The 23,232-nt window shown below is 63.0% G+C and carries 22 protein-coding genes; 14 read left to right on the plus strand and 8 right to left on the minus strand.

Going from position 1 to position 23,232, the window contains the following annotated elements:
• Positions 1 to 1,147 precede the first annotated feature (1,147 nt).
• The 11 genes from BFQ01_RS05890 (at position 1,148) to BFQ01_RS05940 (ending at position 12,010) form a co-directional block, all read left to right on the plus strand.
• The gene (locus BFQ01_RS05890) at positions 1,148 to 2,059 is read left to right on the plus strand and encodes a methyl-accepting chemotaxis protein (protein ID WP_370671246.1); all 912 of its coding nucleotides are present in this window, start codon (positions 1,148 to 1,150) and stop codon (positions 2,057 to 2,059) included.
• A gap of 9 nt (positions 2,060 to 2,068) precedes the next feature.
• Positions 2,069 to 2,437: a response regulator gene (locus BFQ01_RS05895; protein ID WP_027607294.1), complete on the plus strand. Its 369-nt coding sequence runs from the start codon at positions 2,069 to 2,071 to the stop codon at positions 2,435 to 2,437.
• 22 nt (positions 2,438 to 2,459) lie between these two features.
• A complete protein-coding gene (locus tag BFQ01_RS05900; RefSeq protein WP_065924560.1) occupies positions 2,460 to 2,747 on the plus strand; it encodes an STAS domain-containing protein in 288 nt (95 codons plus the stop codon).
• Between the two features lie 41 nt (positions 2,748 to 2,788).
• Positions 2,789 to 4,825, plus strand: a complete 2,037-nt coding sequence (locus tag BFQ01_RS05905) for a chemotaxis protein CheA (protein ID WP_065924561.1) — start codon at positions 2,789 to 2,791, stop codon at positions 4,823 to 4,825.
• A 29-nt stretch (positions 4,826 to 4,854) separates the two neighbouring features.
• Positions 4,855 to 6,513: a methyl-accepting chemotaxis protein gene (locus BFQ01_RS05910; RefSeq protein ID WP_065924562.1), complete on the plus strand. Its 1,659-nt coding sequence runs from the start codon at positions 4,855 to 4,857 to the stop codon at positions 6,511 to 6,513.
• A 36-nt stretch (positions 6,514 to 6,549) separates the two neighbouring features.
• Positions 6,550 to 7,089 carry a chemotaxis protein CheW gene (locus BFQ01_RS05915; RefSeq protein ID WP_065924563.1) on the plus strand — a complete coding sequence of 180 codons (540 nt, stop codon included), beginning with the start codon at positions 6,550 to 6,552 and terminating at the stop codon, positions 7,087 to 7,089.
• Positions 7,090 to 7,098: 9 nt separating this feature from the next.
• Positions 7,099 to 7,908: a CheR family methyltransferase gene (locus tag BFQ01_RS05920; protein ID WP_065924564.1), complete on the plus strand. Its 810-nt coding sequence runs from the start codon at positions 7,099 to 7,101 to the stop codon at positions 7,906 to 7,908.
• On the plus strand, positions 7,905 to 8,435 hold the full coding sequence (cheD, locus tag BFQ01_RS05925) for a chemoreceptor glutamine deamidase CheD (RefSeq protein ID WP_065924565.1): 531 nt from the start codon (positions 7,905 to 7,907) through the stop codon (positions 8,433 to 8,435). The genes BFQ01_RS05920 and cheD overlap by 4 nt, the downstream gene beginning before the upstream one ends.
• On the plus strand, positions 8,398 to 9,480 hold the full coding sequence (locus tag BFQ01_RS05930; protein WP_065924566.1) for a protein-glutamate methylesterase/protein-glutamine glutaminase: 1,083 nt from the start codon (positions 8,398 to 8,400) through the stop codon (positions 9,478 to 9,480). The genes cheD and BFQ01_RS05930 overlap by 38 nt, the downstream gene beginning before the upstream one ends.
• A 200-nt stretch (positions 9,481 to 9,680) precedes the next feature.
• Positions 9,681 to 11,054, plus strand: a complete 1,374-nt coding sequence (locus tag BFQ01_RS05935; protein ID WP_065924567.1) for an iron-containing redox enzyme family protein — start codon at positions 9,681 to 9,683, stop codon at positions 11,052 to 11,054.
• 11 nt (positions 11,055 to 11,065) lie between these two features.
• Entirely contained in the window at positions 11,066 to 12,010 is a 945-nt protein-coding gene (locus tag BFQ01_RS05940; protein WP_065924568.1) for a class I SAM-dependent methyltransferase, read from the plus strand.
• A 143-nt stretch (positions 12,011 to 12,153) separates the two neighbouring features.
• Here the strand turns inward: BFQ01_RS05940 and BFQ01_RS05945 are convergent, their stop codons facing one another.
• A complete protein-coding gene (locus BFQ01_RS05945; protein ID WP_065924569.1) occupies positions 12,154 to 12,585 on the minus strand; it encodes a hypothetical protein in 432 nt (143 codons plus the stop codon).
• A 165-nt stretch (positions 12,586 to 12,750) separates the two neighbouring features.
• On the opposite strand from BFQ01_RS05945, the gene BFQ01_RS05950 reads away from it, so the two are divergent.
• Entirely contained in the window at positions 12,751 to 13,764 is a 1,014-nt protein-coding gene (locus tag BFQ01_RS05950; protein ID WP_065924570.1) for an ABC transporter substrate-binding protein, read from the plus strand.
• Positions 13,765 to 13,873: 109 nt separating this feature from the next.
• On the opposite strand, the gene BFQ01_RS05955 is transcribed toward BFQ01_RS05950, so the two are convergent.
• Positions 13,874 to 14,662 carry an AraC family transcriptional regulator gene (locus tag BFQ01_RS05955; RefSeq protein WP_065924571.1) on the minus strand — a complete coding sequence of 263 codons (789 nt, stop codon included), beginning with the start codon at positions 14,660 to 14,662 and terminating at the stop codon, positions 13,874 to 13,876.
• Positions 14,663 to 14,747: 85 nt separating this feature from the next.
• Between BFQ01_RS05955 and BFQ01_RS05960 the strand changes: the two genes are divergently transcribed.
• Complete coding sequence (locus BFQ01_RS05960; protein ID WP_065924572.1) at positions 14,748 to 15,746, plus strand: bile acid:sodium symporter family protein; 999 nt, start codon at positions 14,748 to 14,750, stop codon at positions 15,744 to 15,746.
• An 88-nt stretch (positions 15,747 to 15,834) separates the two neighbouring features.
• Entirely contained in the window at positions 15,835 to 17,019 is a 1,185-nt protein-coding gene (locus tag BFQ01_RS05965; RefSeq protein ID WP_065924573.1) for a sugar transporter, read from the plus strand.
• Positions 17,020 to 17,097: 78 nt separating this feature from the next.
• Here the strand turns inward: BFQ01_RS05965 and BFQ01_RS05970 are convergent, their stop codons facing one another.
• From BFQ01_RS05970 to BFQ01_RS05995, 6 genes are all read right to left on the minus strand, one after another.
• On the minus strand, positions 17,098 to 18,297 hold the full coding sequence (locus tag BFQ01_RS05970; RefSeq protein ID WP_065924574.1) for an NAD(P)/FAD-dependent oxidoreductase: 1,200 nt from the start codon (positions 18,295 to 18,297) through the stop codon (positions 17,098 to 17,100).
• Positions 18,298 to 18,423: 126 nt separating this feature from the next.
• Positions 18,424 to 19,419 carry a GlxA family transcriptional regulator gene (locus BFQ01_RS05975; protein WP_065924575.1) on the minus strand — a complete coding sequence of 332 codons (996 nt, stop codon included), beginning with the start codon at positions 19,417 to 19,419 and terminating at the stop codon, positions 18,424 to 18,426.
• Positions 19,416 to 20,339: a transaldolase gene (tal, locus tag BFQ01_RS05980; protein ID WP_065924576.1), complete on the minus strand. Its 924-nt coding sequence runs from the start codon at positions 20,337 to 20,339 to the stop codon at positions 19,416 to 19,418. The genes BFQ01_RS05975 and tal overlap by 4 nt, the downstream gene beginning before the upstream one ends.
• Before the next feature lie 22 nt (positions 20,340 to 20,361).
• Positions 20,362 to 21,315: a sugar-binding transcriptional regulator gene (locus tag BFQ01_RS05985; protein WP_065924577.1), complete on the minus strand. Its 954-nt coding sequence runs from the start codon at positions 21,313 to 21,315 to the stop codon at positions 20,362 to 20,364.
• 45 nt (positions 21,316 to 21,360) lie between these two features.
• Positions 21,361 to 22,161: an SDR family oxidoreductase gene (locus BFQ01_RS05990; RefSeq protein WP_065924578.1), complete on the minus strand. Its 801-nt coding sequence runs from the start codon at positions 22,159 to 22,161 to the stop codon at positions 21,361 to 21,363.
• Positions 22,162 to 22,172: 11 nt separating this feature from the next.
• Positions 22,173 to 22,937: an SDR family oxidoreductase gene (locus BFQ01_RS05995; RefSeq protein ID WP_065924579.1), complete on the minus strand. Its 765-nt coding sequence runs from the start codon at positions 22,935 to 22,937 to the stop codon at positions 22,173 to 22,175.
• Positions 22,938 to 23,232 lie beyond the last annotated feature (295 nt).

The raw sequence follows: 23,232 nt of genomic DNA on the forward strand, positions 1-23,232 counted from the left end.
CCAAAACCTTCACCTCGATTGATTCTGGCACTCTGCGGTGACCTTATTGGGGCCGCTTCGCAGCCCAGCGCGGGGCAAGCCCGCTCACCACAGAAGCCTAATTGCCATAGATTCCGTATTCACTGGAAGTTGTGTAGATACCCATGCTCATCGGGGTGCAAGCCCCCTCCCACATTTGGATCTCCATCCAGCAGGCAGACCTCAGCCTGCTTTTGCTCTGCTTTTGCTCTGCTTTTGCTCTGCTTTTGCTCTGCTTTTGCTCTGCTTTTGCTCTGCTTTTGCTCTGGCTTTTGATCCTAGGCGCCCCGTTAACCACGCTGGCCGAACGCAGGCTTGAATCCGTGGGTAACCCGGCAGGACGCCGGGTTAGCCGTCCTGGGCCAGGGATGGCCCATGACGGCGGCCCACGGATTCAAGCCTGCGTTCGGGCATACCGAGCCTAGGCGAGGTACCGAGTGGTGGGGCGAGAGCCTTTTGGTTACTTTTGGGCTCTTTCCAAAAGTGACCCGCTGTAAGAGCGGAACCCTAAGTGGCCGTGACCGCAGCAACGGATATGTACTCGGTCAAACCCAACGACATGGTCGGCCCGAAGGCCGCCACGGAACCAACCGCCCTCACCACAAAGAGATTTTTCAGCCTGAAAGACAGACTCGCTAGCCAGCGCTTGCGACAACCCCCTGTTCGGTAAACCACCGCTGATCCTTCAGGAACAAGGACCCAGAACTGACCGATCTGTCACCCACGGTTCATAAACCAGACGGAAGGCACCTAAGTCACCTCAAGTTGCAAGTTACAGCGCAGATAACAACTATGTCACTTACATCCGCAACAACGTTCAAGGATCGAACTCATGCCCCAGCGCCAATCCAGCCGCCTGCCTCTTCCCGTTTATCCACGTTTTCGCTGGTTCGCTTTGATCCCGGTCGTGCCCGCCGTGTTGTGGATACTCGTGCAATCAACCTCGCCGGCCAATCTGCTGGCCTGCACGGTACTGGTGCTGATCGGCCTCGGTGCCTGTGCCTGGAGCGCGAGTTCGCAGCGCAACGCGATGCTGCAAGCGCTTGCACTGGCGGAACAGTCAGATGCGCACGCGGTGCACGACGGCATGGCCTCTCGTGCCCAACTCGACGAGGTATTGCTGGGCGCCATGCCCATCTGGGCCAAGCAGGTGGAAAGCTCGCGCCATCAGACCGAAGAAGCGATCGTGAGCCTGGCCAACCGTTTCACCGGGATCGCCGCACGATTGCAGGAGACGGTACAAGCCTCGCAGCACGCGGCCGGTGAACTGGACGGGCAGGCCGCCGACGGCGCGCTTGAGGTGCTGGCACGCAGTGACAGCGAGCTGAGCCAGGTGATCAATTCGCTCAAGGCCACCCAAACCAGCCGTGACCAGACCCTGGCCCAGGTCCGCAGCCTGACCGCCTATACCGGCGAACTGCGGACCATGGCCGCCGATGTGGCGGCGATTGCCGCGCAAACCAACCTGCTGGCCCTCAACGCCGCCATCGAGGCGGCGCGTGCCGGCGAGGCCGGGCGCGGTTTTGCGGTGGTGGCCGACGCGGTGCGCAGCCTGTCGAGCAAATCCAGTGAAACCGGCCAGCAGATGTCGGCCAAGGTCGACATCATCAACAACGCCATTACGCAATTGGTCCAGGCCGCGTCCAGCAGTGCCGACCAGGACAGCCATTCGGTGGCCGAGTCCGAAAACAGTATTCAAGTGGTGCTCGAACGCTTCCAGAACATCACCGGGCGCCTGGCCGAATCCGCCGATCTGCTCAAGCAGGAAAGCTACGGCATCCGGGATGAGATGACCGAAGTGCTGGTCAACCTGCAATTCCAGGACCGGGTCAGCCAGATCCTCAGCCACGTGCGCGACAACATGCACGCCCTGCATGAGCACCTCCTGCAGGCCAGCCAGGCCCCGGACCAGCCGGTGGCCGTCGACGCCCGCCAATGGCTGGCGCGCATGGAAGCCACCTATGCCACCGACGAGCAACGGCGCCTGCACCATGGAGAGGCGGCCGTCCAGCAGAATTCTCAAGACATCACCTTCTTTTAGGAGCACATCATGGCGAAGAGTGTATTAGTGGTCGACGACTCCAGCAGCGTGCGGCAAGTGGTCGGCATAGCCTTGAAAAGCGCCGGTTACGACGTCATCGAGGCCAGCGACGGCAAGGATGCCCTGGGCAAGCTGACCGGGCAGAAAGTGCACCTGATCATCAGCGACGTGAACATGCCCAACATGGACGGCATCACCTTCGTCAAGGAGGTCAAGAAGCTGGCCAACTACAAGTTCACCCCGATCATCATGCTCACCACCGAGTCCCAGGAGTCGAAAAAGGCCGAGGGCCAGGCCGCCGGCGCCAAGGCCTGGGTGGTCAAGCCGTTCCAGCCTGCGCAGATGTTGGCAGCTGTGTCTAAACTGATCCTGCCTTGATCCCGGCGCCAGGGAGGCTCCCATGCCGATTACCACTGAAACACTCGACGACACTGCCCAGGTGCGCATTGACGGCGAGCTTACGATCTACACCGTAGCGGAACTGGCGGCGGCGCTGCTGCCGCAGATGGGCGCGGCACCCCGCCTGGAGCTGGACCTGTCTGAGGTCACGGAAATGGATGGCGCCGGCTTGCAGTTGCTCGCGGTCATCCGGCGTGAGGCCGGTAATGCCGGCATAGCCTTGAGCGTGACCGGCCAGAGCCAGGCGGTCACGCAGGCGCTCCAACTGTGTCGCAGCGCGGCCTCATAGCCAGCGCTTCCCAGGTTTTTTGATCGACAAGGAAAGTCACGGTGAGCATCAATCTCGATCAGGCACAGCAGACATTCATCGTAGAGGCTCGCGAGCTGTTGCAGGCCATGGAGCAATCCCTGCTGCAATTGGAAAGCGAGCCCGGCGACCAGGATGCCATCGGCGCGATTTTCCGCGCCGCGCATACCATCAAGGGTTCGGCGGGCCTTTTCGGCCTGGCGTCGATCGTGGGGTTCACGCATATCGTCGAAGACGTGCTTGATCGCCTGCGCGAAGGCAGTGTGGCGGTGGACGCCGCCTTGATCGCGCTGCTGCTCAAGTGCGGCGACCACATACTCGAACTGGTCGAAGTGGTCGCCAACCGCGGTGAGGTGCCGACCCCTGCCGCTCTGGAGCGCGGCGAGGCATTGCGCGAGGCGCTGAGTGCCTACCAGCCGATGCGAACCGCCGTTGCCAGCGTCGAAACCGCCGAGGTGACCGACGACGTGGCGGTCGAAGTGCTTTGGCATATTTCCCTGCGCTTCGGCACGGATGTGTTCCGTAATGGCATGGACCCGCTGTCATTTCTGCGCTACCTCGAGACCTTGGGGCAGTTGATACAGGTCGCCACCCTGACCGACAGCATCCCGCCCATGGACAGCTGGGACCCGGAAAGCTGCTACCTGGGTTTCGAGATCGACCTGCGCTCGACGGCCAGCCACGCCACCCTCAACGAAGTGTTCGACTTTGTGCGTGACGACTGTGAAGTGCACATCAGTGCCGTCGACGAAGCGCCCGACAGCACAGCGGCCATTGCTGGCGAGTTGGTCACGCCGGTCGAGCCGGGCCTTGTGACCGCCGCACCCCAGCGTCCGGCAGCCAGCGAGGCGAAAACCCGCGACGGCAATTACGTGCGCGTCAACGCTGACAAGCTCGACGAGTTGATCAATCTGGTTGGCGAACTGGTCATCGCCAGCGCCGGCGCGAGCCTGCTGGCCCGGTCCTGTAACAACGACCCGTTGCAAGAGGCCTCCTCGACGGTATCGGGGCTGGTGGAAGAGATCCTCGATGGCGCCCTGCATTTGCGCATGATCCCCATCGGCGACACATTCAACCGCTTCCGCCGCGTGGTGCGCGATATCAGCCAGGAACTGGGCAAGGACATCGAACTGAGCATCAGCGGCGCGGAAACCGAACTGGACAAGACCGTGGTCGAGAAGATCGGCGACCCGCTGATGCACCTGTTGCGCAACGCCATGGACCACGGCATCGAAAGCGCCGATGCGCGGCGTGCGGCCGGCAAGTCGGCCAAGGGGCATCTGAGCCTCAATGCCTACCACGACTCGGGGAGCATCGTCATTGAGATCGCCGACGACGGCGCCGGCCTCAACCGCGAACGCATCCTGCAAAAGGCCCAGGAACGCGGGCTGGTGGCCAGCGGTGCGGTGCTCAACGACCAGGAGATCTACAACCTGATCTTCGAGGCGGGGTTCTCCACCGCCGAGGCGGTGACCAACCTGTCCGGGCGCGGTGTCGGCATGGACGTGGTCAAGCGCAATATCACCTTGTTGCGCGGCACCGTCGACCTCGACAGCCGTCCCGGCCAGGGCACCGTGGTGCGCATTCGCTTGCCGCTGACCCTGGCGATCATCAATGGGTTCCTGGTCGGCATCGACCAATCCACCTACGTGATTCCCCTGGACATGGTCCAGGAGTGTATCGAGCTGGATGAACAGCAGCGCCAGTCCAGTCGCGACACGGGTTATCTGGACCTGCGTGGCGAGGTGTTGCCGTTGGTGCACCTGCGCGACCACTTCAGCCACGAAGGCCCCGCGACCCGACGCCAGAATGTGGTGGTGGTGCGTTACGCCGAGCATAAGGCCGGGCTGGTGGTGGATGACCTGCTCGGCGAGTTCCAGACCGTGATCAAACCCCTGGGCAAGTTGTTCGGTGCACTGCGTGGCATCAGCGGCTCGACCATATTGGGCAGCGGCGCGGTGGCCCTGATCCTGGATGTACCGGTACTGCTCAACCAAATCGTACAACTGGAAGCCCGCACGGCCCAGGCGCCTCAGTCGCCACCGGCCGTCGCTCGCTGACGCATTTGCAATTCCATGGAGGTTCCCCGATGAAATGGTTCTACGATCTTAAGATTTCCACCAAGTTGATCTGTTCATTCCTGGTGGTCCTGGCGCTCACTGGGGCCATGGGCGGCTTCGCCATCCTCCAGCTCGGTGCCGTCAACCAGGCCGCCCAGGACATCAAGGGCAACTGGATGCCCTCCATGCGTGCCGCGGCAGGCATGCGTTTTTTTGCCGCCAACTATCGCTTGAAAGAGAACCGCCACATCGGCACCGAGATTGCCGAGGAAAAGGCCCAGGCCGAACGCGAAGCCGCCGACGCGCGCCAACAGTTCGAAACCCGCATGGGCACCTACGAGCAATTGCTGTCGAACGATGAAGATCGGCAACTCCTGGCCAGCGTGAAAAGCGCTTGGGACGCCTACCTTGCAAGCAGCAAGCAGGTGCTTGAGTTTTCTCGCCAGAACCAGGAAGCCCAGGCGCGCGGTTTGCTCAGGGGAGAATCCAAGGGGCATTTCGATGAGGTGACGGCCCGTCTGCAGAAAATGGTCGAGCTCAATGATGCCGGCGCAACGGCCGCAGGTGACAAGGGTTCCGTGCTGTATGAAAGCGCACGGGTGTCGATCATCGCGGTACTGGTCGCCGCCCTGTTGATCGGCCTGGGCCTGGCGATGTTCATCGCGCGGATCATTTCCCGCCCGTTGCGCCAGGCCGCGAGCGCCGCCGAGCAATTGGCCGAAGGCAACCTCAACGCGCACATCGAGCCGGGCGGGAAGGATGAAACCGGCATGGTGCTCAACGCCATGCGCAACATGGTCGGCAAGCTGGCGCATATCATCGGCGAAGTGCGTAACGCCGCCGACAACCTGGCCAGCGCCTCCGAGGAGGTCAGCGCCACCGCGCAATCGATGAGCCAGGCCACCAGTGAGCAGGCCGCCAGCGTCGAGGAAACCAGTGCGTCGGTCGAGCAGATGAGTGCCAGCATCAACCAGAACACCGAAAACGCCAAGGTCACCGATGGCATGGCCAGCAAGGCCGCCAAGGAAGCCACCGAGGGCGGCGAATCGGTGCAGCAGACCGTGGTGGCGATGAAGAAAATCGCCCAGCGCATCAGCATCATCGATGACATCGCCTACCAGACCAATCTGCTCGCGCTCAACGCCGCCATCGAGGCCGCTCGGGCCGGCGAGCACGGCAAGGGGTTTGCCGTGGTGGCCGCCGAAGTGCGCAAGTTGGCCGAACGCAGCCAGGTTGCCGCCCAGGAAATCGGTGAACTGTCCTCCAGCAGCGTGGACATGGCCGAGAAGGCCGGCAAGTTGCTCGACGAAATGGTGCCCTCCATCAACAAGACGTCCGACCTTGTGCAGGAAATCAGCGCCGCGTCCGAGGAACAGGCCGCCGGTGTCGCGCAGATCAACACTGCGATGACCCAGCTCAACCAGGTAACCCAGCAAAATGCCTCGAGCAGCGAGGAACTGGCGGCCACGGCGGAAGAAATGAGCAGCCAGGCCGAGCAACTGCAACAGGCCATGAGCTTTTTCGTGCTGGATTCAGCGCCCAAGGCCGCAGTTCAAAGCAACAGCGTGGACAGCCCGGGCAGCAAGCCCAACCGTCAGGCGCCACAGCCGAAACCACCGGCGCAGCGCAAGGCGTTCGCCTACACCATGGCCAGTGCCCCGGACGAAGCGGATTTCACCCGCTTCTGATCCCACGATCAATACGGGCCTACTAGGGAGAGTGACATGGGTGCAGCAATGACGACTCGGCAGACCGCAGCAGCGGTCGATGAGGATGCGCAGTATCTGACCTTCATGCTCGGCGGTGAAATGTTCGCCATCGGCATTCTGGGGATCAAGGAAATTATCGAATACGGCAGCCTGACCGTGGTGCCGATGATGCCCGCGTTCGTACGCGGAGTGATCAACCTGCGCGGCGCGGTGGTGCCGGTGGTCGACCTGTCGGCGCGCTTTGGCCGGGCCAACTCGGCGATCACCCGGCGCTCCTGCGTGATCATCATCGAGGCGAGTACCGAAGATGGCCAGGCCCAGGACATCGGGCTGCTGGTCGATACGGTGTCTGCGGTGCGGGAGATCCCGGCGACGCAGATCGAGCCGCCACCCAACTTCGGCGCACGAATTCGCGCCGATTTCATCAGCGGCATGGCCAAGGTCGACGGCAAGTTCGTGATCGTGCTGGAGGTGAGCAAGGTGCTGTCCATCGATGAGATGTCCAGCCTCGCCGAGGCCGGCCAGGCGCCGGCCCTCGACCTCGACCCGCGTTGAGACCCGACCATGGCAGACACCGTGTCCATCGATGACCATGAATTCGGTCAGTTCCAGACCTGGCTGTACCGCGCGGCGGGCATCAACCTGTCGCCGACCAAGAAAGCCCTGGTGGCCGGGCGCCTGTTCAAGCGCCTCAAGCACTATGAGCTGCACAGCTATGGTGAGTATTTCAAGCTGATCATGAATGACCAGCGCAAGGGCGAACTGCAGGTTGCGCTGGATTTGCTGACCACCAACGAAACCTATTTTTTTCGCGAGCCCAAGCACTTCGACTTCCTGCGTCAGCACGTGCTGCCCCGGGCCGCGCCGGGCAAGGTGTTTCGCGTGTGGAGCGCGGCCAGCTCCTCCGGTGAAGAACCCTACAGCCTGGCGATGACCCTGGCCGAAAGCCTCGGCAGCACGCCCTGGGAAGTGGTCGGCTCGGACATCAGCTCCCAAGTGCTGGCCAAGGCGCGCACCGGCCATTACTCCCTGGAACGCACCGAGACATTGCCCCAACCGCTGCTGGCCAAGTACTGCCTCAAGGGCATTGGTCGCCAGGAGGGCACCTTGCTGATCGACAAGGCCTTGCGTAGCCGCGTCAATTTTGTCCAGGTCAACCTTAACGAAGCGCTGCCGGCCCTGGGTGAGTTCGAGGTGATTTTCCTGCGCAACGTGATGATTTATTTCGACCAGCAGACCAAGAGCCAGGTGGTCGCGCGCCTGTTGCCGCTGCTCAAGCCGGGCGGTTACCTGATCATCAGTCACTCGGAAAGCCTCCACGGTGTCAATGACACCTTGAAACTGGTGGCTCCGTCGATTTACCGCAAGCCATGAAAAAGCCCGTCGGTACGGCCGAAGTGGTGTTGGCGCCTGGCCAGGTCAGCTTTGCGACGCGGCCGACGCGCCTGCGCACCTTGCTCGGCTCTTGCGTGGCGATCACCTTTTGGCACCCGCAACGGCTGATTGGCGGCATGTGTCACTTCATGCTGCCGGGGCGCGTGCGCGACCGTCAGCCCCTGGACGGCCGATATGCCGACGAAGCCCTGGAGCTGCTGCTGCGCCACGCCGAGATCAATGGCACGCATGCACAGGATTACCAGGTCAAATTGTTCGGCGGCGGCAAGATGTTTCCCCAGCTGTGCCGCCTGCCGACGCAGGACGTGGCCAGCCTGAATATTCGCGCGGCACTGGCCCTGGCCGAGCGCTATCACCTGCACCTGACGGCCCAGGACATGGGCAGTACCGGTTACCGCACGATCATGTTCGACCTGTGGAACGGCAACGTCTGGGTCCGGCACCAACCAATGGGAACAATTCAACAAGATGCCTACCAAAAAAATCAGTGTGCTGCTCGTCGATGATTCGGCCGTGGTGCGCCAGGTACTGCTGGCGATTCTCAGCGATACGCCGGATATCCATGTCATGGGCGCCGCCTCCGACCCGATTTTCGCCATGGACAAACTCGCCCGGGAATGGCCGGATGTGATCGTGCTGGACGTGGAAATGCCGCGCATGGACGGCATCACCTTTCTCAAGAAAATCATGAGCGAACGGCCGACGCCGGTGGTGATCTGCTCCTCGCTGACCCAGAAAGGCGCGGAAACCTCCCTGCAGGCGCTGTCGGCGGGCGCGGTGGAAATCATCACCAAGCCCACTACCGGGTTGAAGAATTTCCTGATCGAGTCGGCGGCCGAACTGGTGGCAGCGATCCGCGCCGCAGCAAACTCCAACGTCAGGAACCTGGGCAAGCGCAGCGCCAGCCCGGCGCCGGTACTGGCCCCGGCCAGCAAGCTCACTGCGGATGCGATCCTGCCTGCCGCCAATGGCCATGCCATGGCACAGACCACCGAGCGTATCGTCGCCATCGGCACGTCTACCGGCGGTACCCAAGCGTTGGAGGCGGTTCTGACGGCACTGCCGAGGGTGTGCCCAGGCATGGTGATCGTGCAGCACATGCCGGAAAAGTTCACCGCCTCGTTTGCCGAACGCCTCAACAGTGTATGCGAGATCGAGGTGCGCGAAGCGCGCAACAACGACCGCATTCTGCCGGGCCTGGCCCTGATCGCGCCGGGTGGCAAGCACCTGATGGTGACTCGCAGCGGCGCCTATTATCACGCCCAGGTCATTGATGGGCCCTTGGTCAACCGGCACCGGCCATCCGTGGATGTGCTGTTTCGCTCGGTGGCCAAGTTCGCCGGCAGGAACGCCACCGGCATCATCATGACCGGCATGGGCGACGACGGCGCGCGCGGGCTCAAGGAGATGCTCGAGGCCGGCGCCGCCACGGTGGCCCAGGACGAGGCCAGTTGCGTGGTGTTCGGCATGCCCAAGGAGGCCATCAAGCTGAATGCCGCCCAGCGCATCATGGCGCTGGAGGATATCCATCAGGCGATCTTGTATAAGTGACGTCGCGCGCCGGCTTTTGCGCTGCGCCAGAATCCGCGGCGTGGGCTACTGACGACCACTGATCCGCAGCCGCACAACCCCGATTGAATTTTCCCCATGCCCGCAGGCTCTGCATTTTAGACGCGTGTGCTGTTGAGCGCGCTTGCGGGGCCTCCTTGTCGGGAGGCCTGGTTGGATCGGACTTTGCGGAAACTGCCATCATGACGCTTCTCACAGCGCTGTCGGGCCAGCCGGCCTCCATCACCCAACCGGGTCAGTATCAGTGGTTGTACCAACACCTGTATGGCGAAACCCCTGGCGCTGAAGAGGTTGCGCGGGAGTTTCTACGCACGCACTTGGCGCAGGTGCGCGACGCGCCCAGTGAGTTGCCGCAGATGCCCGAACAACTGCCGGCCTGGATCGAACAGCGCTGCGCCGACGTGGCCCAGGCCTATGCCGATTACCTGGAGCAACGCCAGCAAGGCCGGCCACGTCGTTATTTCCAGAACAAGGCCCATGCGCTGTATTTCCTGCAGCGCGTGGCACCGACCAAACAGGTCGACGGTGCCTGGCTCAATGGCCTGCTGCGCTATTGGCACGACCCGCGCTTCGACGGTCTGCTCACCACCTATCTCGAAGAGCTGGGTGACGGCGAAGCGGCGCAGAACCATGTGGTGATCTACCGCAAATTACTCAGCGAGCATGATGCCGACAGCGACGCCGGCCTTGAGGACGACCATTACCTGCAAGGCGCCCTGCAACTGGCGCTGGGCCTGTGCGCCGACGACTTCCTGCCGGAGATCATCGGTTTCAACCTCGGTTATGAGCAGTTGCCGTTGCACCTGCTGATCACCGCGTATGAGCTGAGCGAACTGGGCATCGACCCGTATTACTTCACCCTCCACGTCACCATCGACAATGCCAGCAGCGGCCACGCCTGCAAGGCCGCGCAGTCGGTGTTGAACCTGCTGCCGCTGGGGGAGGGCAGGGAGGACTTCTATCGCCGCGTGGCCGAGGGGTACCGCCTGAATGACCTCGGCCCGGGGACCAGCGCCGTTATCCACGACTTCAACCTGAATGACGAAGTGGTCGCCATGCTTGAACGCAAGCGCACGTTCGGCCAGCACATGCATTCGGATTACTGCCGCTTCGAAGGCAAGACCGTCAACCAATGGCTGGCGCGGCCGGGGCAGATCGGCGCCTTTCTCCAGGCCCTGGAAGACAAGGGCTGGATCAAGCGCAACCAGGATCCGGCCGAGAGCCGCTTCTGGCAGTTGATCGAAGGTGCGGGCGCGGCGATGTTTGGCGTGTTCAGCGGCTATGAGAAACAGCTGCTGCGCGATTGGATCGCGGGTGATTGGATCAGCGCTCAACGTGTGGCGCCCGTGCGGCCCGGACGCGGCAGCCGCTTCTCCCGCGAGCAGCATCGCCCGTCCGACCCGGACACCCAGGCGCTGGTGGATTCGCTGTGGAACCTGCCCGATGAGCAGCAGCTCAATGCGCTGATCCCGTGGCTGTCGGCGCGGCGTCACTGCACGCCCGCCGGGTTGTATGCCACTCGCCGCTTTATCCAACTGCGTGCGCGCCTGCGCTAAGGAAATCATCCATGTCTGCACAACAACTCGCCGACCGCGCCCTGCTGAACCTGGGCCGGGGGTTGAAGGAAAATGGCTACCGCTTCATCACGCCAACGCCCTTGACCCATGAACGGTTTTTCCAGCGCCAGGGGGCGCCGCTGGCGAAGGACCTGCGGGACGTCTTCGGCTGGTCGCTGCCGTTTGACCGCGAGCTGTTGCCGGAGGCGTTTCGAGAGGAGCTGCAGCAGGCCGATGTGGTCGAAAAACACGAGGCGCTGTGGCGCAGTGCGGTGCGTTGGTCGAGCCTGGACGACCTGCTGTTTGCCCACTCGGCATACCCCACCACCCAAGCGGACGCGGTGTTTTTCGGGCCTGACAGCTATCGGTTTGCCCAACTGATCGAAGCCCATCTGCAACAGCGCGTCGAGCCGATCAAACGCGCCGTGGACATCGGCTGCGGCGCCGGTGTGGGCGCGCTGGTGGTCGCCCGTGCGCGGCCTGACGCCGAGGTGCTGGCGGTGGACATGAACCCGCGCGCCTTGCGCCTGACGGCAGTGAATGCCGAGCTGGCCGGGCTGGCGAACGTCACCGCGTACCACAGCGATGTACTGGGCAGCGTCGAAGGCACGTTCGACCTGATCGTCGCCAACCCGCCCTATATGAACGACGACCGCCAGCGTGCCTACCGGCATGGCGGCGGGGCACTGGGCGAGCAACTGTCGGTGCGCATCGCCGGCGAGGCCGTTGGGCGCCTGGCCCTGGGCGGCAGCCTGGTGCTCTACACCGGCGTGGCGATTGTCGCCGGGAAGGATCCGTTCCTGGCCGCCGTCACGCCGTTGCTGGACAGCGATGCCTTTGGGTGGACCTACCGCGAACTTGACCCCGATGTGTTCGGCGAAGAGCTGGAAAAGCCCGGCTATGAGCGTGTGGAGCGGATCGCCGTGGTGGCGCTCACCGTCACCCGTTTGCGCTGACGCTCACCTATCCCCCGTAGCAGCTGCCGAGCGCAAGCGAGGCTGCGTCAGGCGCGCTGCCGATTCAGGTTCTAGTCGCGGCCGACGCAGCCTCGCTTGGGCTCGACAGCTGCTACGCGACGATTTGATTCAGGGAGAAGGCGTCAGGCCGTGGCTTGTGGCTGCAGGTGCAACTCGCCGTCGACATCCTTGGCCAAACCACTGGCCAGAAACAGCGGCACCAGGCGCTTGTGCAACTGCGGCTCGACAAATTCCTTCACCGTCTCCAGCGCCAGCGGGCCACTCGAAGGCAGCTCAGCCTTGGTGAAGGACAACCAGGCCTTTTTCAGCGCCATCAACACATCACTGCCCGCCGTGGAGGCAAAGCGGCGCTGGGTCGGTTTGCCGTCGAAGCTGAAGGTGTGCTGGAACGCGTAGCCGGTTTCGTCACCGCCGCTGGCGGTGCAGCGTATGCAGGTGCACGGGCCGTCGCCGAAAGCGCTGCGCAGGTAGCTGTTGAAGTCCACCACGGGTTTGAGTGACAGGCGCTTATCCACCTCGAACAGGTCCCCGGTCATTTTTTCGTCAGTGTTCAACGTGCAGTTCCTCACAGTGTGCGGCAGTTTTTTCAAAGCGCGGCACGATACCAGCCGCGCGCCGTTTTAGGGGTATTTGCATAACAATAGACCCAGATATTCTTTTGCTGTCTAAAAAACCGCGGCTACGCTCCATCACCTTCTCGAAAACGCGGCAGATTCCCCATGACGTTCAAGCGTTCCTCCCTGACTCTCCTGGCCGCGTCCCTCGCCGCCGCCAGCGTCTTGCTCAGCCCTGGTGCCCAGGCCGAAGGCAAGATCAGCATCGCCCAGCAATTCGGCATCGGCTACCTGATCCTCGATGTGGTGCGCGACCAGCACCTGATCGAAAAACACGGCAAGGCCCAGGGCCTGGACATCCAGGTGGAATGGAACAGCATTTCCGGCGCCACCGCCATGAACGAATCGCTGCTGGCCGGCGCTCTGGATGTGGTGTCCGCCGGTGTGCCGCCGATGCTCACCCTGTGGGACCGCACCAAGGGCAAGCAGAACGTCAAGGCCATCGCCTCCTTGGGCTCGATGCCCAACTACCTGTTGACCAACAACCCCAAGGTAAAGACTCTCAAGGACTTCACCGAGAAAGACCGCATCGCCGTGCCCGCTGCTGGGGTGGGTTTCCAGTCGCGGACCTTACAGATTGAAACCGCCAGGCAGTTCGGCGATGCCAACTACAAGAAGTTCGATGACATCTCCATCAGCCTGGCCCACCCCGATGCCACCGCCGCGTTGATTGCCGGTGGTTCGGAGATCAACGCGCACTTCTCCAGCCCGCCGTTCCAGTACCAGGAACTGTTGAACCCCAATGTGCACAAGGTGCTCAGTTCCTACGACATCCTTGGCGGTCCGGCGACGTTCAACGTGCTGTACACCACACAGAAATTCCACGACGAAAACCCCAAGACCTACCAGGCGTTCTACGCCGCGCTGGCCGAAGCCGAGCAGATCATCAAGGCCGACAAACCCGCAGCGGCCAAGGCGTACATCCGCGTAGAACAGTCCAAGCTGCCGTTGGACCTGGTGGAAAAAATCGTCCAGGACCCGGAAATCGATTTCACTATCGTGCCGCAGCGTACCTATATCTATGCCGAGAAATTGCAGGAATTGGGCGTACTGAAAAACAAGGCGGCGAGCTGGAAGGACTACTTTTTCGAAGAGGCTCATGGCGGTAACGGCAGCTGAACGTCGATCCCCATTGGAAATACGCTCAACTTTGTGGGAGGGGGCTTGCCCTAATACCGGTCAGTTAAGGAGGAACACTGTAACTGTGGCACGTTCAGCGTTTGAAGTGTCAGCGGAAGAACTCACCCGGCGTGGCATCGAACTGCTGCCGAAACGCGTTGATAAACGCCGAGGTGGACTCATAGCCACAGTTCAACGCCACATCCGTCACCCGCTCGCCTTGCTCCAGGGCGGGCAGGGCGCTCAGTAACCTTAAACGCTGGCGCCAGGCCCGAAACGTCAGGCCGGTGTCACGCAAGAACAACCGGCTCAGCGTCTTCTCACTCACCCCTAGCTTCTGGCTCCAGTGCCCCAGGGTGGTCTGCTGTTCCGGGTGCAGGTTCAGGCTGCGATAGATTTGCCGCAGGCGCGGGTCCAGCGGCAAGGGCAGCATCAGGTCCACCTGGGGCGCTGCCGCTAACTGGTCCAGCACCACCTGGGCCAAGCGCCCATCCGGGCCATCCTCGGCATATTCCACCGGCAGCTCGCTGAAACTGCGGATCAACTCGCGCAGCAGGCTGCTTACCTCCAGCACCTGGCAGCGCTCTGCGGCCCAGGCGGTGACGCTGCAATCAAGGTACAGGCTGCGCATCTCGGTTTGGGGCGAGCTGTACACCCGATGCGGCATGCCCGCGGGGATCCACACCGCCCGCTGGGGCGGTGCGACGAAGCGGCCGGCGCTGGTCTGGATCTCCAGCACCCCGGAAATGGCGTAGGACAATTGCACCCACGGGTGGCTGTGCCGGCGGGTCAGCGCACGGTTGGGCAGCGATTCGGTGCGCCCATACACCGGCCGTGGCAGGCTGGAAAGCCCAGGCACACTGCGACGTACGGTATTGGCATGTCCTTTAGGCGGCATTTACTGGCTCATTGGCGTTAGTCGGTAACAAGGCGTTACGTTAGAGTCGCCATGACGCTCTTGGCAACCCCCGGAAGATTCGCTTATGACTCGCCCCCGTTTTCTGCCCGACAACTTCACCCTGACCTTGATCGCCACGGTGATCCTCGCCTCCCTGCTGCCCGCCAGCGGCCAGACCGCCGTGGCCTTCGGCTGGGTCACCAACCTGGCCATCGCGCTGTTGTTCTTTTTGCACGGCGCCAAGCTGTCGCGCCAGGCCATCGTCGCCGGCGCGGGCCACTGGCGTCTGCACCTGCTGGTGTTCAGCCTGACCTTTGTGCTGTTCCCGCTGTTGGGCCTGGCGCTCAAACCGGTGTTGTCGCCGCTGATCGGCAAAGACCTGTACATGGGCATGCTTTATCTCTGCGCCTTGCCTGCCACGGTGCAATCGGCGATTGCCTTTACTTCGCTGGCACGGGGCAATATCCCGGCGGCGATCTGCAGCGCGGCGGCCTCCAGCCTGTTCGGCATCTTCCTCACGCCGTTGCTGGTGACGCTGTTGCTCAATGTGCACGGCGAGGGCAGCTCCACCGTCGATGCGATCCTGAAAATCAGCGTGCAACTGCTGCTGCCGTTTATCGCCGGGCAGATCGCCCGCCGCTGGATTGGCGCGTGGGTGGGGCGCAATAAAGCCTGGCTGAAGTTCGTCGACCAGGGTTCGATCCTGCTGGTGGTGTACGGCGCGTTCAGCGAAGCGGTCAACGAAGGCATCTGGCACCAGATCCCGCTGTGGGAACTGGGCGGCCTGGTGGTGGCCTGCTGCGTGTTGCTGGCCTTGGTGCTGGTGGCGTCCACCGTGCTGGGCAAGGCCTTTGGTTTTAACCAGGAAGACCGCATCACCATCCTGTTCTGCGGTTCGAAGAAAAGCCTGGCCACTGGCGTGCCGATGGCCCAGGTGCTGTTCGCCGGGGCGAGCATGGGCGTGCTGATTTTGCCGTTGATGCTGTTTCACCAGATCCAGTTGATGGTCTGTGCGGCGTTGGCGCAGCGTTATGCCAAGCGGCCGGAGTCAATCCCGGAACTGATGGCACAGGTGGATCCTTGAAGGTCCGTGTTACTATTTTTCCGCGCTGCTTAAGGGCTGGCATTGGGCCGCCTTGACCCGCGCGGAAACCGAGTACGACGACCTGTAAATGAGCATTTCAGCCGCAACCCCCCAAGCCAACTGGCAACCGGTCATCGCCCTCGCGTTGGCCGCGTTTGTGTTCAATACCACTGAATTCGTCCCCGTCGGGCTGCTCAGCGCCATTGGCGCCAGCTTCGACATGCCCGTGTCCAGCGTCGGCCTGATGCTCACCATTTATGCCTGGATCGTGTCCCTGACCTCGCTGCCGGTGATGCTGCTGACGCGTAACGTCGAGCGACGCAAGCTGCTGATCGTGCTGTTCTGCCTGTTTATCGCCAGCCACATCTTGTCCAGCGTGGCCACCAGTTTCGGCCTGTTGATGGTCAGTCGCGTCGGCATTGCCCTGTCCCATGCACTGTTCTGGTCGATCACCGCGTCCCTGGCGGTACGCCTGGCGCCGGAAGGCAAGCAGGTGCAAGCCCTCGGCCTGCTCGCCACCGGTACGTCCCTGGCGATGGTGCTGGGTATTCCCCTGGGTCGTCTGCTCGGCGAAGCCATGGGTTGGCGCACCACGTTCCTGGTGATCGGCGCGTTCGCCGCCGCCCTGGTGTTCTGGCTGGCGCGCACCTTGCCCTTGCTGCCGAGCCAGAACTCCGGCTCCCTGCGCAGCCTGCCACTGCTGTTCAAGCGTCCGGCGCTGGTGGCGTTGTATGTGCTCACCGCCATGACCGTGACCGCGCAATTCACCGCCTACAGCTACATCGAACCTTTCGTCGAAGGCGTGGCCGGCATGAGCGGCAGCGCGGTGACCCTGATCCTGCTGGTGTTCGGCGGCGCGGGCATCATCGGCTCGCTGTTGTTCAGCCTGGTGCACCGCTTCAACCCCCACCTGTTCGTGGTAGGCGCGGTGTTTATCCTGGCCGCGTGCCTGGCGCTGATGCTGCCCTTGAGCGGCGCCGAGTCGTACCTGGTGATCCTCAGTGTGTTCTGGGGCATGGCGATCATGGGCTTCGGCCTGGCCATGCAGTCCAAGGTGCTGGTGCTGGCCCCGGACGCCACCGACGTGGCCATGGCGATGTTCTCCGGCATCTACAACATCGGCATCGGCGGCGGCGCCCTGATGGGCAGCTGGGTCGGCAGCCACTTCGGCTTCGCCTGGGTCGGCCTGGCGGGCGGGTTGCTGGCGGCGCTGGCATTGATCGGGTATTGCCTGGCGATTCGCAAGTTTGGGACGGGTGTCGCGCAAAGCTGAGGCAGGAGCGAGCCTGATCGCTCCTGGCATTTATGCTCGCCAGCAAACAGTGGGCTGGCGGGCACCGGGTGTGGGGCGTCAGGCCACCGGAATCAGCGGGTCAGCCGCCGCCAGGGCGGTGGCCCGTTCTGCGGCTGGCGGGTAGATCCACACCGTGTTGATCTGCTGCTTGAGCTCCTTGGCTTCCTGGCCCACCAGCTTGAGTTGACGATCCCAGCCCTCGGTGTACACCGCGCCCCAGGCCCCGAGGTCGAGGCAGGTGACGTATTTGGGCTGGCTGTAGGTCATCGGGGCCACGCCGATCAGGTCGGCGGCGACGTTGTTGCCGGCGTAGCGGCCCAGGGCGATGGCGTGCTGGCAGGACATGCCGGCGAAGTGACCGAGGTCGTCGGTGGCGGCGTAGGCCACATCACCGGCGGCAAAGACATCGGCCTGGCCCTTCACCTTGAGGTTGCCGTCCACATGCAGGCGGCCCTGGGGGTCAAGGGTGCCGCTGACCTGTTCGGTCAGCGGGTTGGCGCGAAAGCCGATGGTCCAGATCACGGTGCTGGACTCGATGCGCTGCCCATCGGCCAGGGTCACGCCGCCGGCATCCACCGCGGCCACGGAGGTGTTCAATCGCCATTCGAGGCCCAGGTGTTGGCTGGCTTCGACGATGGACGGGCGAATGCCATCGCCCATGGATGCCCCGATCTGCGGGCCACGGTCCACCACGATCACACGGATAGTGGCGTCGTCACCCAGTGCTGCGCGCAGGCGTGCCGGCATTTCGGTGGCGGTCTCGATCCCGGTAAACCCGCCGCCGGCCACCACCACGGTGTTGCGTGCCGGGCTGTCGGGCAGGTTTTTCAAACCCTTGATATGGGCTTCGAGGCGCGTGGCGTCTTCGATCTGGTCCACATCGAACACGTGCTGGAGGCCTTCCATCTGCGGGCGATTGAGACGACTGCCGGCGGCCAGCACCAGGCGGTCGTACTTGAGGGTGGTGGGGATGCCTGCTGCGTTGCGGTAGGTCACCTGCTTGCCGTGTTCATCGATGCGGTCGGCGGCGCCCTCGATGAAGTCCACGCCGACTGCCGCAAACAATGGGCCCAGCGGTGCCTGCATGGCATGCACTTCGGCCTCGTAGAAACGTGGGCGAATACGTAGCGCCGGCTGTGGGGCCAGGACGCTGATCTGCACGTCATGGCGATCATGTTTATCCAGCAGGCGCGCGGCGCTCAAGGCGCTCCAGACACCGCCGAACCCGGCGCCGATGATAAGGATGTGCTGCTTCATGGGGATGCTCCAGGGACCAGGTCGATACGATTGCTCAAGGCGCAATGCGTTACCGGCCTACTCTAAGAGCGCCGCGGTTTGGCGGGTAGGACAGAAAACCCTGAATAACTGCCAAGCGGCCTGCCGTCAGCGGGAAAAGCGCGCGCGGTAGTCGCGAGGGGAAATCGCAAGGTGGCGATGGAAGGTGTAGCGCATGCGCTCTTCATCGCCAAAGCCACACAGGTGCGCCACCTGGTCGATGTTGCGCTGGGAGTCTTCCAGCAGGCGCCGCGCCGCCTCCACGCGAAACAACTCGATGGCCTTGGCCGGGGTGCGCCCGGTTTTTTGCTTGTAGACCCGGGCGAAGTTGCGCGGGCTCATGCGGCTTTGTTCCGCCAGGCGCTCCACCGTAAGCTCGCGGTCGCTGAGGTTGTCGGCGATCCACAGGTGCAACGCATCGAAACCGGCAGTGTCGTCGGTCTGGGCTTGCAGCAGTTGGCTGAACTGGGCCTGGCCGCCAGGCCTTTTGAGAAACACCACCAGTTCCCGTGCCACTTGCAGGGCGACGTGACGCCCGCAATCGGCCTCTACCAACGCCAGCGCAAGGTCGATGCCGGCACTCACGCCTGCCGACGTCCACACATTGCCTTGCTGGACAAAGATCGCGTCCATGTCCACATCGATGCTGGGGAACCCGCGCTTGAGCATGTCGCACATCGCCCAGTGCGTGGCAGCACGCCGGCCCTGGAGCAAGCCGGCCTGGGCCAGCAGGAAGGTGCCGCTGCACACCGAGGCCGTGCGCCGGGCCCGAGTGGAGGCGTGACGCAGCCAGTCCACCAGGTCGGTGTTGGCGGCCAGCGCCTGTTGAATGGCGGGGGCGCCGGGTACGATCAAGGTGTCCAGGGCGGCGGGGTCAAATTGCGCCAATGGCAGGGTGTCGACGCTCAATCCTTCGGCCGTCGGCATCAAGCCGCCCGCCAGGCTGGCGGTGTGCACCACATAGCCCGGCAGGCCACGCTCGACCATGGCCTTGGTGGCAGCCCAGAACACGGTCTGGGCACCGGTCAGGTCGAGCAGGCCCATTTGCGGGTAGGCCAGGAACACCAAGGTGCGCGACTGGCCGAGCGGCTGGACGGGGTTCATAGCGCCGACAACACCGCCTCGAGTTTTTCCTGGTCCCGTGCAAACTGTCGAATCCCTTCCGCGAGTTTCTCAGTGGCCATCGCATCTTCGTTCGACGCCCAGCGGAACTGCGCTTCGTTCATTGGCTGGCGTGCTTCACCTTCGGTCACCGGCACCAATTTGCGCGCCAGCGTGCCCTGGTCTTCGTCGAGCTTCTGCAGCAGCTCCGGGCTGATGGTCAGGCGATCGCACCCCGCCAGCTGTTCGATCTGGCTGAGGGTGCGGAAGCTTGCGCCCATCACCACGGTGTTGATCTGGTTGGCCTTGTAGTAGTTGTAGATGCGCGTCACCGATTGCACACCCGGGTCGTCAGCGCCGGTGTAGTCCAGGCCGGTGTTCTTGCGGTACCAGTCGTAGATGCGGCCCACGAACGGTGAGATCAGGAACACCCCGGCATCGGCGCAGGCCTGGGCCTGGGCGAAGGAGAACAGCAGGGTGAGGTTGGTCTGGATGCCGGCTTTTTCCAGGCGTTCGGCCGTGCGGATGCCTTCCCAGGTGGAGGCGAGTTTGATCAGCACGCGGTCGCGGCTGATACCGGCCTGGTCGTACAGGGCGATCAACTGGTTGGCCTTGGCCCACAGCGCGTCTTCATCGAAGGACAGGCGCGCGTCGACTTCGGTGGAAATACGCCCGGGGATAACCTTCAAAATGCCGGCACCGACGGACACCGCGAAGTGGTCGCAGGCCAGGCCGACGTCGCCCTTGGCCAGGTTGACGGCATTGCGCAGCAGCTCGGCGTATTCCGGGATCGCGGCGGCCTTGAGCAGCAGCGACGGGTTGGTGGTGGCGTCCACCGGGCGCAGGCGGCTGATGGCTTCGAGGTCGCCGGTGTCGCAGACCACGGTGGTGAATTGCTTGAGTTGTTCGAGCTTGGACGTCATGAGCGGCAATCTCCAAAAAAGGTTATTGGTTGAGGGCCTGTGCGGTGTCCAGGTCGGTGATCAGGATATCCAGGTAGCCGCCCTTGAGCGCGCCACGAATGGCCTGGACCTTGTTCAGCCCGCCGGCCAGGCCGAGCACGCGGTGGATACTGCGCAGCTTGGGCAGCGCCACCGAGACCACGAATTCTTCATCCTCCTCCAGCACCGGCTTGCCCTGGGCATCGAAGTAACGCAGGCAGATATCGCCGACGGCACCGCGCTCGGCCAGCAGGCGCAGCATGTCCTCGGTGTAGTAGTTGCCACTGTTGCGCAGCAACTGCGAGGGTTCGAGGTCGCCGATGCCGACGATCGCCAGGGTGATGCTGTCAAAGCGTTGCAGCACTTCCTTGACCTCTTCCATCTGCACGATGCGCTGCTTGCTCTCCACCGATTGCTCGATGCTTTGCGACGGCAGCAGGAACGCCGGGCAGTTGAGCAGGGTGGCCAGGCGTTGGGTGAGCAGGGTGGCTTCAAACGCGCCTTTGTGGCCGACGCCGCCCAACAGTTGTACCACTTCCTGGGCGCCTTGTTTGCCCGGCTGGGCATGCAGGTGGCCGACCATGGCGCGAATGGTGCTGCTCCACGACGAAATGCCGATATGGTCCTGGGGCGACAGGCTGGTCTCCAGGTAGTGGGCAGCCGCCGAGCCGATGGCTTGCTTGATGCTTTCATCGTTGCCGGGCTCGGTGGCTTCCACCACGATCACCTGGCGCACGTCGTAGCGGCGTTGCAATTGGTTTTCCAGCTCCAGGTGCAGGCCTTGCAGGCGCATCACGCTGATCTTCACCACGCCTTCCTGCAGCGCCCGGCGCAGGGCACGGCTGATAAAGGATTGGGACAGGTCCAGCTGGGCGGAAATCTCGGACTGCTTGAGCCCGTCTTCGTAATAGAGGCTCGCGATCTTGGTGATCAGGCGCTGTTCTTCGATCTGGCTCATGAAGGCCTCAGTGATGACATCAATGCGGGTGAGGATACCAAACCCTTACGACATGATCAGGCCGCCGTCGATATTGATCGCCTGGCCGGTCAGGTAGGCCGCGTCATCCGAGGCCAGGAACGCCACCAGGCCGGCGACATCCGAGGGCTTGCCGGCCCGGCGCAGGGGGATGTTCCTGACCCATTCGGCCATCAACTCGCCCTTGGCGTAGCGTTTTTCGTCGGTGCTGAGGATCTCGCCCCATACGCGGTCGTTGTAGTCCCACATCTCGCTTTCGATGATGCCGGGGCAGAACGCGTTGACCGTGATGTTATGCCGCGCCAGTTCCAGTGCCAGGCTCTGGGTAATGCCGATCACGCCCATTTTGCTGGCGGCGTAGTGCGGGGTGTAGATAAACCCCTGGCGGCCCTGGCCGGACGAGGTGTTGATCAAGCGCCCGCTGCCTTGCTTGACCATGTACTTGGCCGCCTCCCGGCAGCCCAGCCACACGCCGGTGGTGTTGACCTGCAGCACCTTGTCGAAGTCGGCGCGGGGCATCTTGTCGTAGTGGTCGATGGTGATGATGCCGGCGTTCTGCACTGACACGTCGATGCTGCCGAAGCGCGCGTGACCCTCGCGGTAGAGGGTTTCGATGTCTTCTTCGCGGGTCACGTCGATGCCCAGGGCCAGGGTGTCGACCTTGTATTCCCGGGCCAGTTGGTCGGCGGTGAATGTCACGCGCTCCAGGTCGTTGGAGGCCAGCACCAGGTTGGCACCTTCCTGGGCGAAGCGCTCGGCAATGCCGGCACCGATGCCACGGCAGGCGCCGGTGATCACGATGGTTTTACCGCTGAAACGTTGCGACATGACAAAACTCCTTACCAGCAGACAAAACCACCATCGACCAGCAGGTCGACACCGGTGCAGAAAGACGAGGCCTGGCTGACCAGGAAAATCGCCGGGCCGACCATTTCGTCCACGCTGGCCATGCGGCCCATGGGCGTGGTCTGTTCAAAGATCTTCACCTGGTCGGCGACTTCCGGGCGCGAGTTCATCGGCGTGGCGGTGTAGCCGGGGCTGATGCAGTTGACCCGCAGGCCTTTGTCGGCCCATTCCATCGCCAGGCTTTTGCTCAGGTGGATCACCCCGGCCTTGGAGGTGTTGTAGTGCGCCTGCAACAGGCCGCGGTTGACGATGCTGCCGGACATGGAGGCGATATTGACGATAGCGCCCTTGCCACGCGGCAACATCACTGCGGCCTGGGCCTGGCAACTGAGGAAGATGCCGGTGAGGTTGATGTCCAGGGTGGTTTGCCAGCGTTGCAGCTCCAGGTCTTCGGCGGCCTGGGCATTGGCGATGCCGGCGCAGTTGACGGCCACGCTGAGCGGGCCGAGCTCATGCTCGGTGTGCGCGACCGCTGCATCCAGGGCAGCTCGCTCGGTGACGGTACCGCTCAACGCCAAGGCGCGCCGGCCCAGGGCCTGGATGCGTTCTACCGTGCTGGCGATGCCGGGGCTGCCCGGAAGATCAAAGCAGGCTACATCCGCGCCCGCTTCGGCGAGCCCGACGGCGATAGCCTGGCCAATGCCGCTGCCGGCGCCGGTAACAAAGGCCACTTGGCCTTGAAGACTAAAAAGCTGCATGAATAACTCCAATTTTTGAAATCACAGTAGATCCCCTGTGGGAAGGGCGGTGCGACGACTCGACTTGCTCCCGATAGCAGTGGTTCAGTTACAGATGCATCTACTGACACTCCCTCATCGGGGCATAGGTATTTACATAATTTTCAGAGACTGGCGAGTTCTCCTGTGGTGAGCGGGCTTGTCCCGCGCTGGGCTGCGAAGCAGCCCCATTACAGGCGATGTGTTTTTAACTGACACACCGAGGTGCCTGGTTTTGGGGCCGCTTCGCGCCCCAGCGCGGGGCAAGCCCGCTCAC

This window comes from Pseudomonas sp. 8 R 14 (assembly GCF_900005955.1).
GTDB lineage: Bacteria > Pseudomonadota > Gammaproteobacteria > Pseudomonadales > Pseudomonadaceae > Aquipseudomonas > Aquipseudomonas marginalis.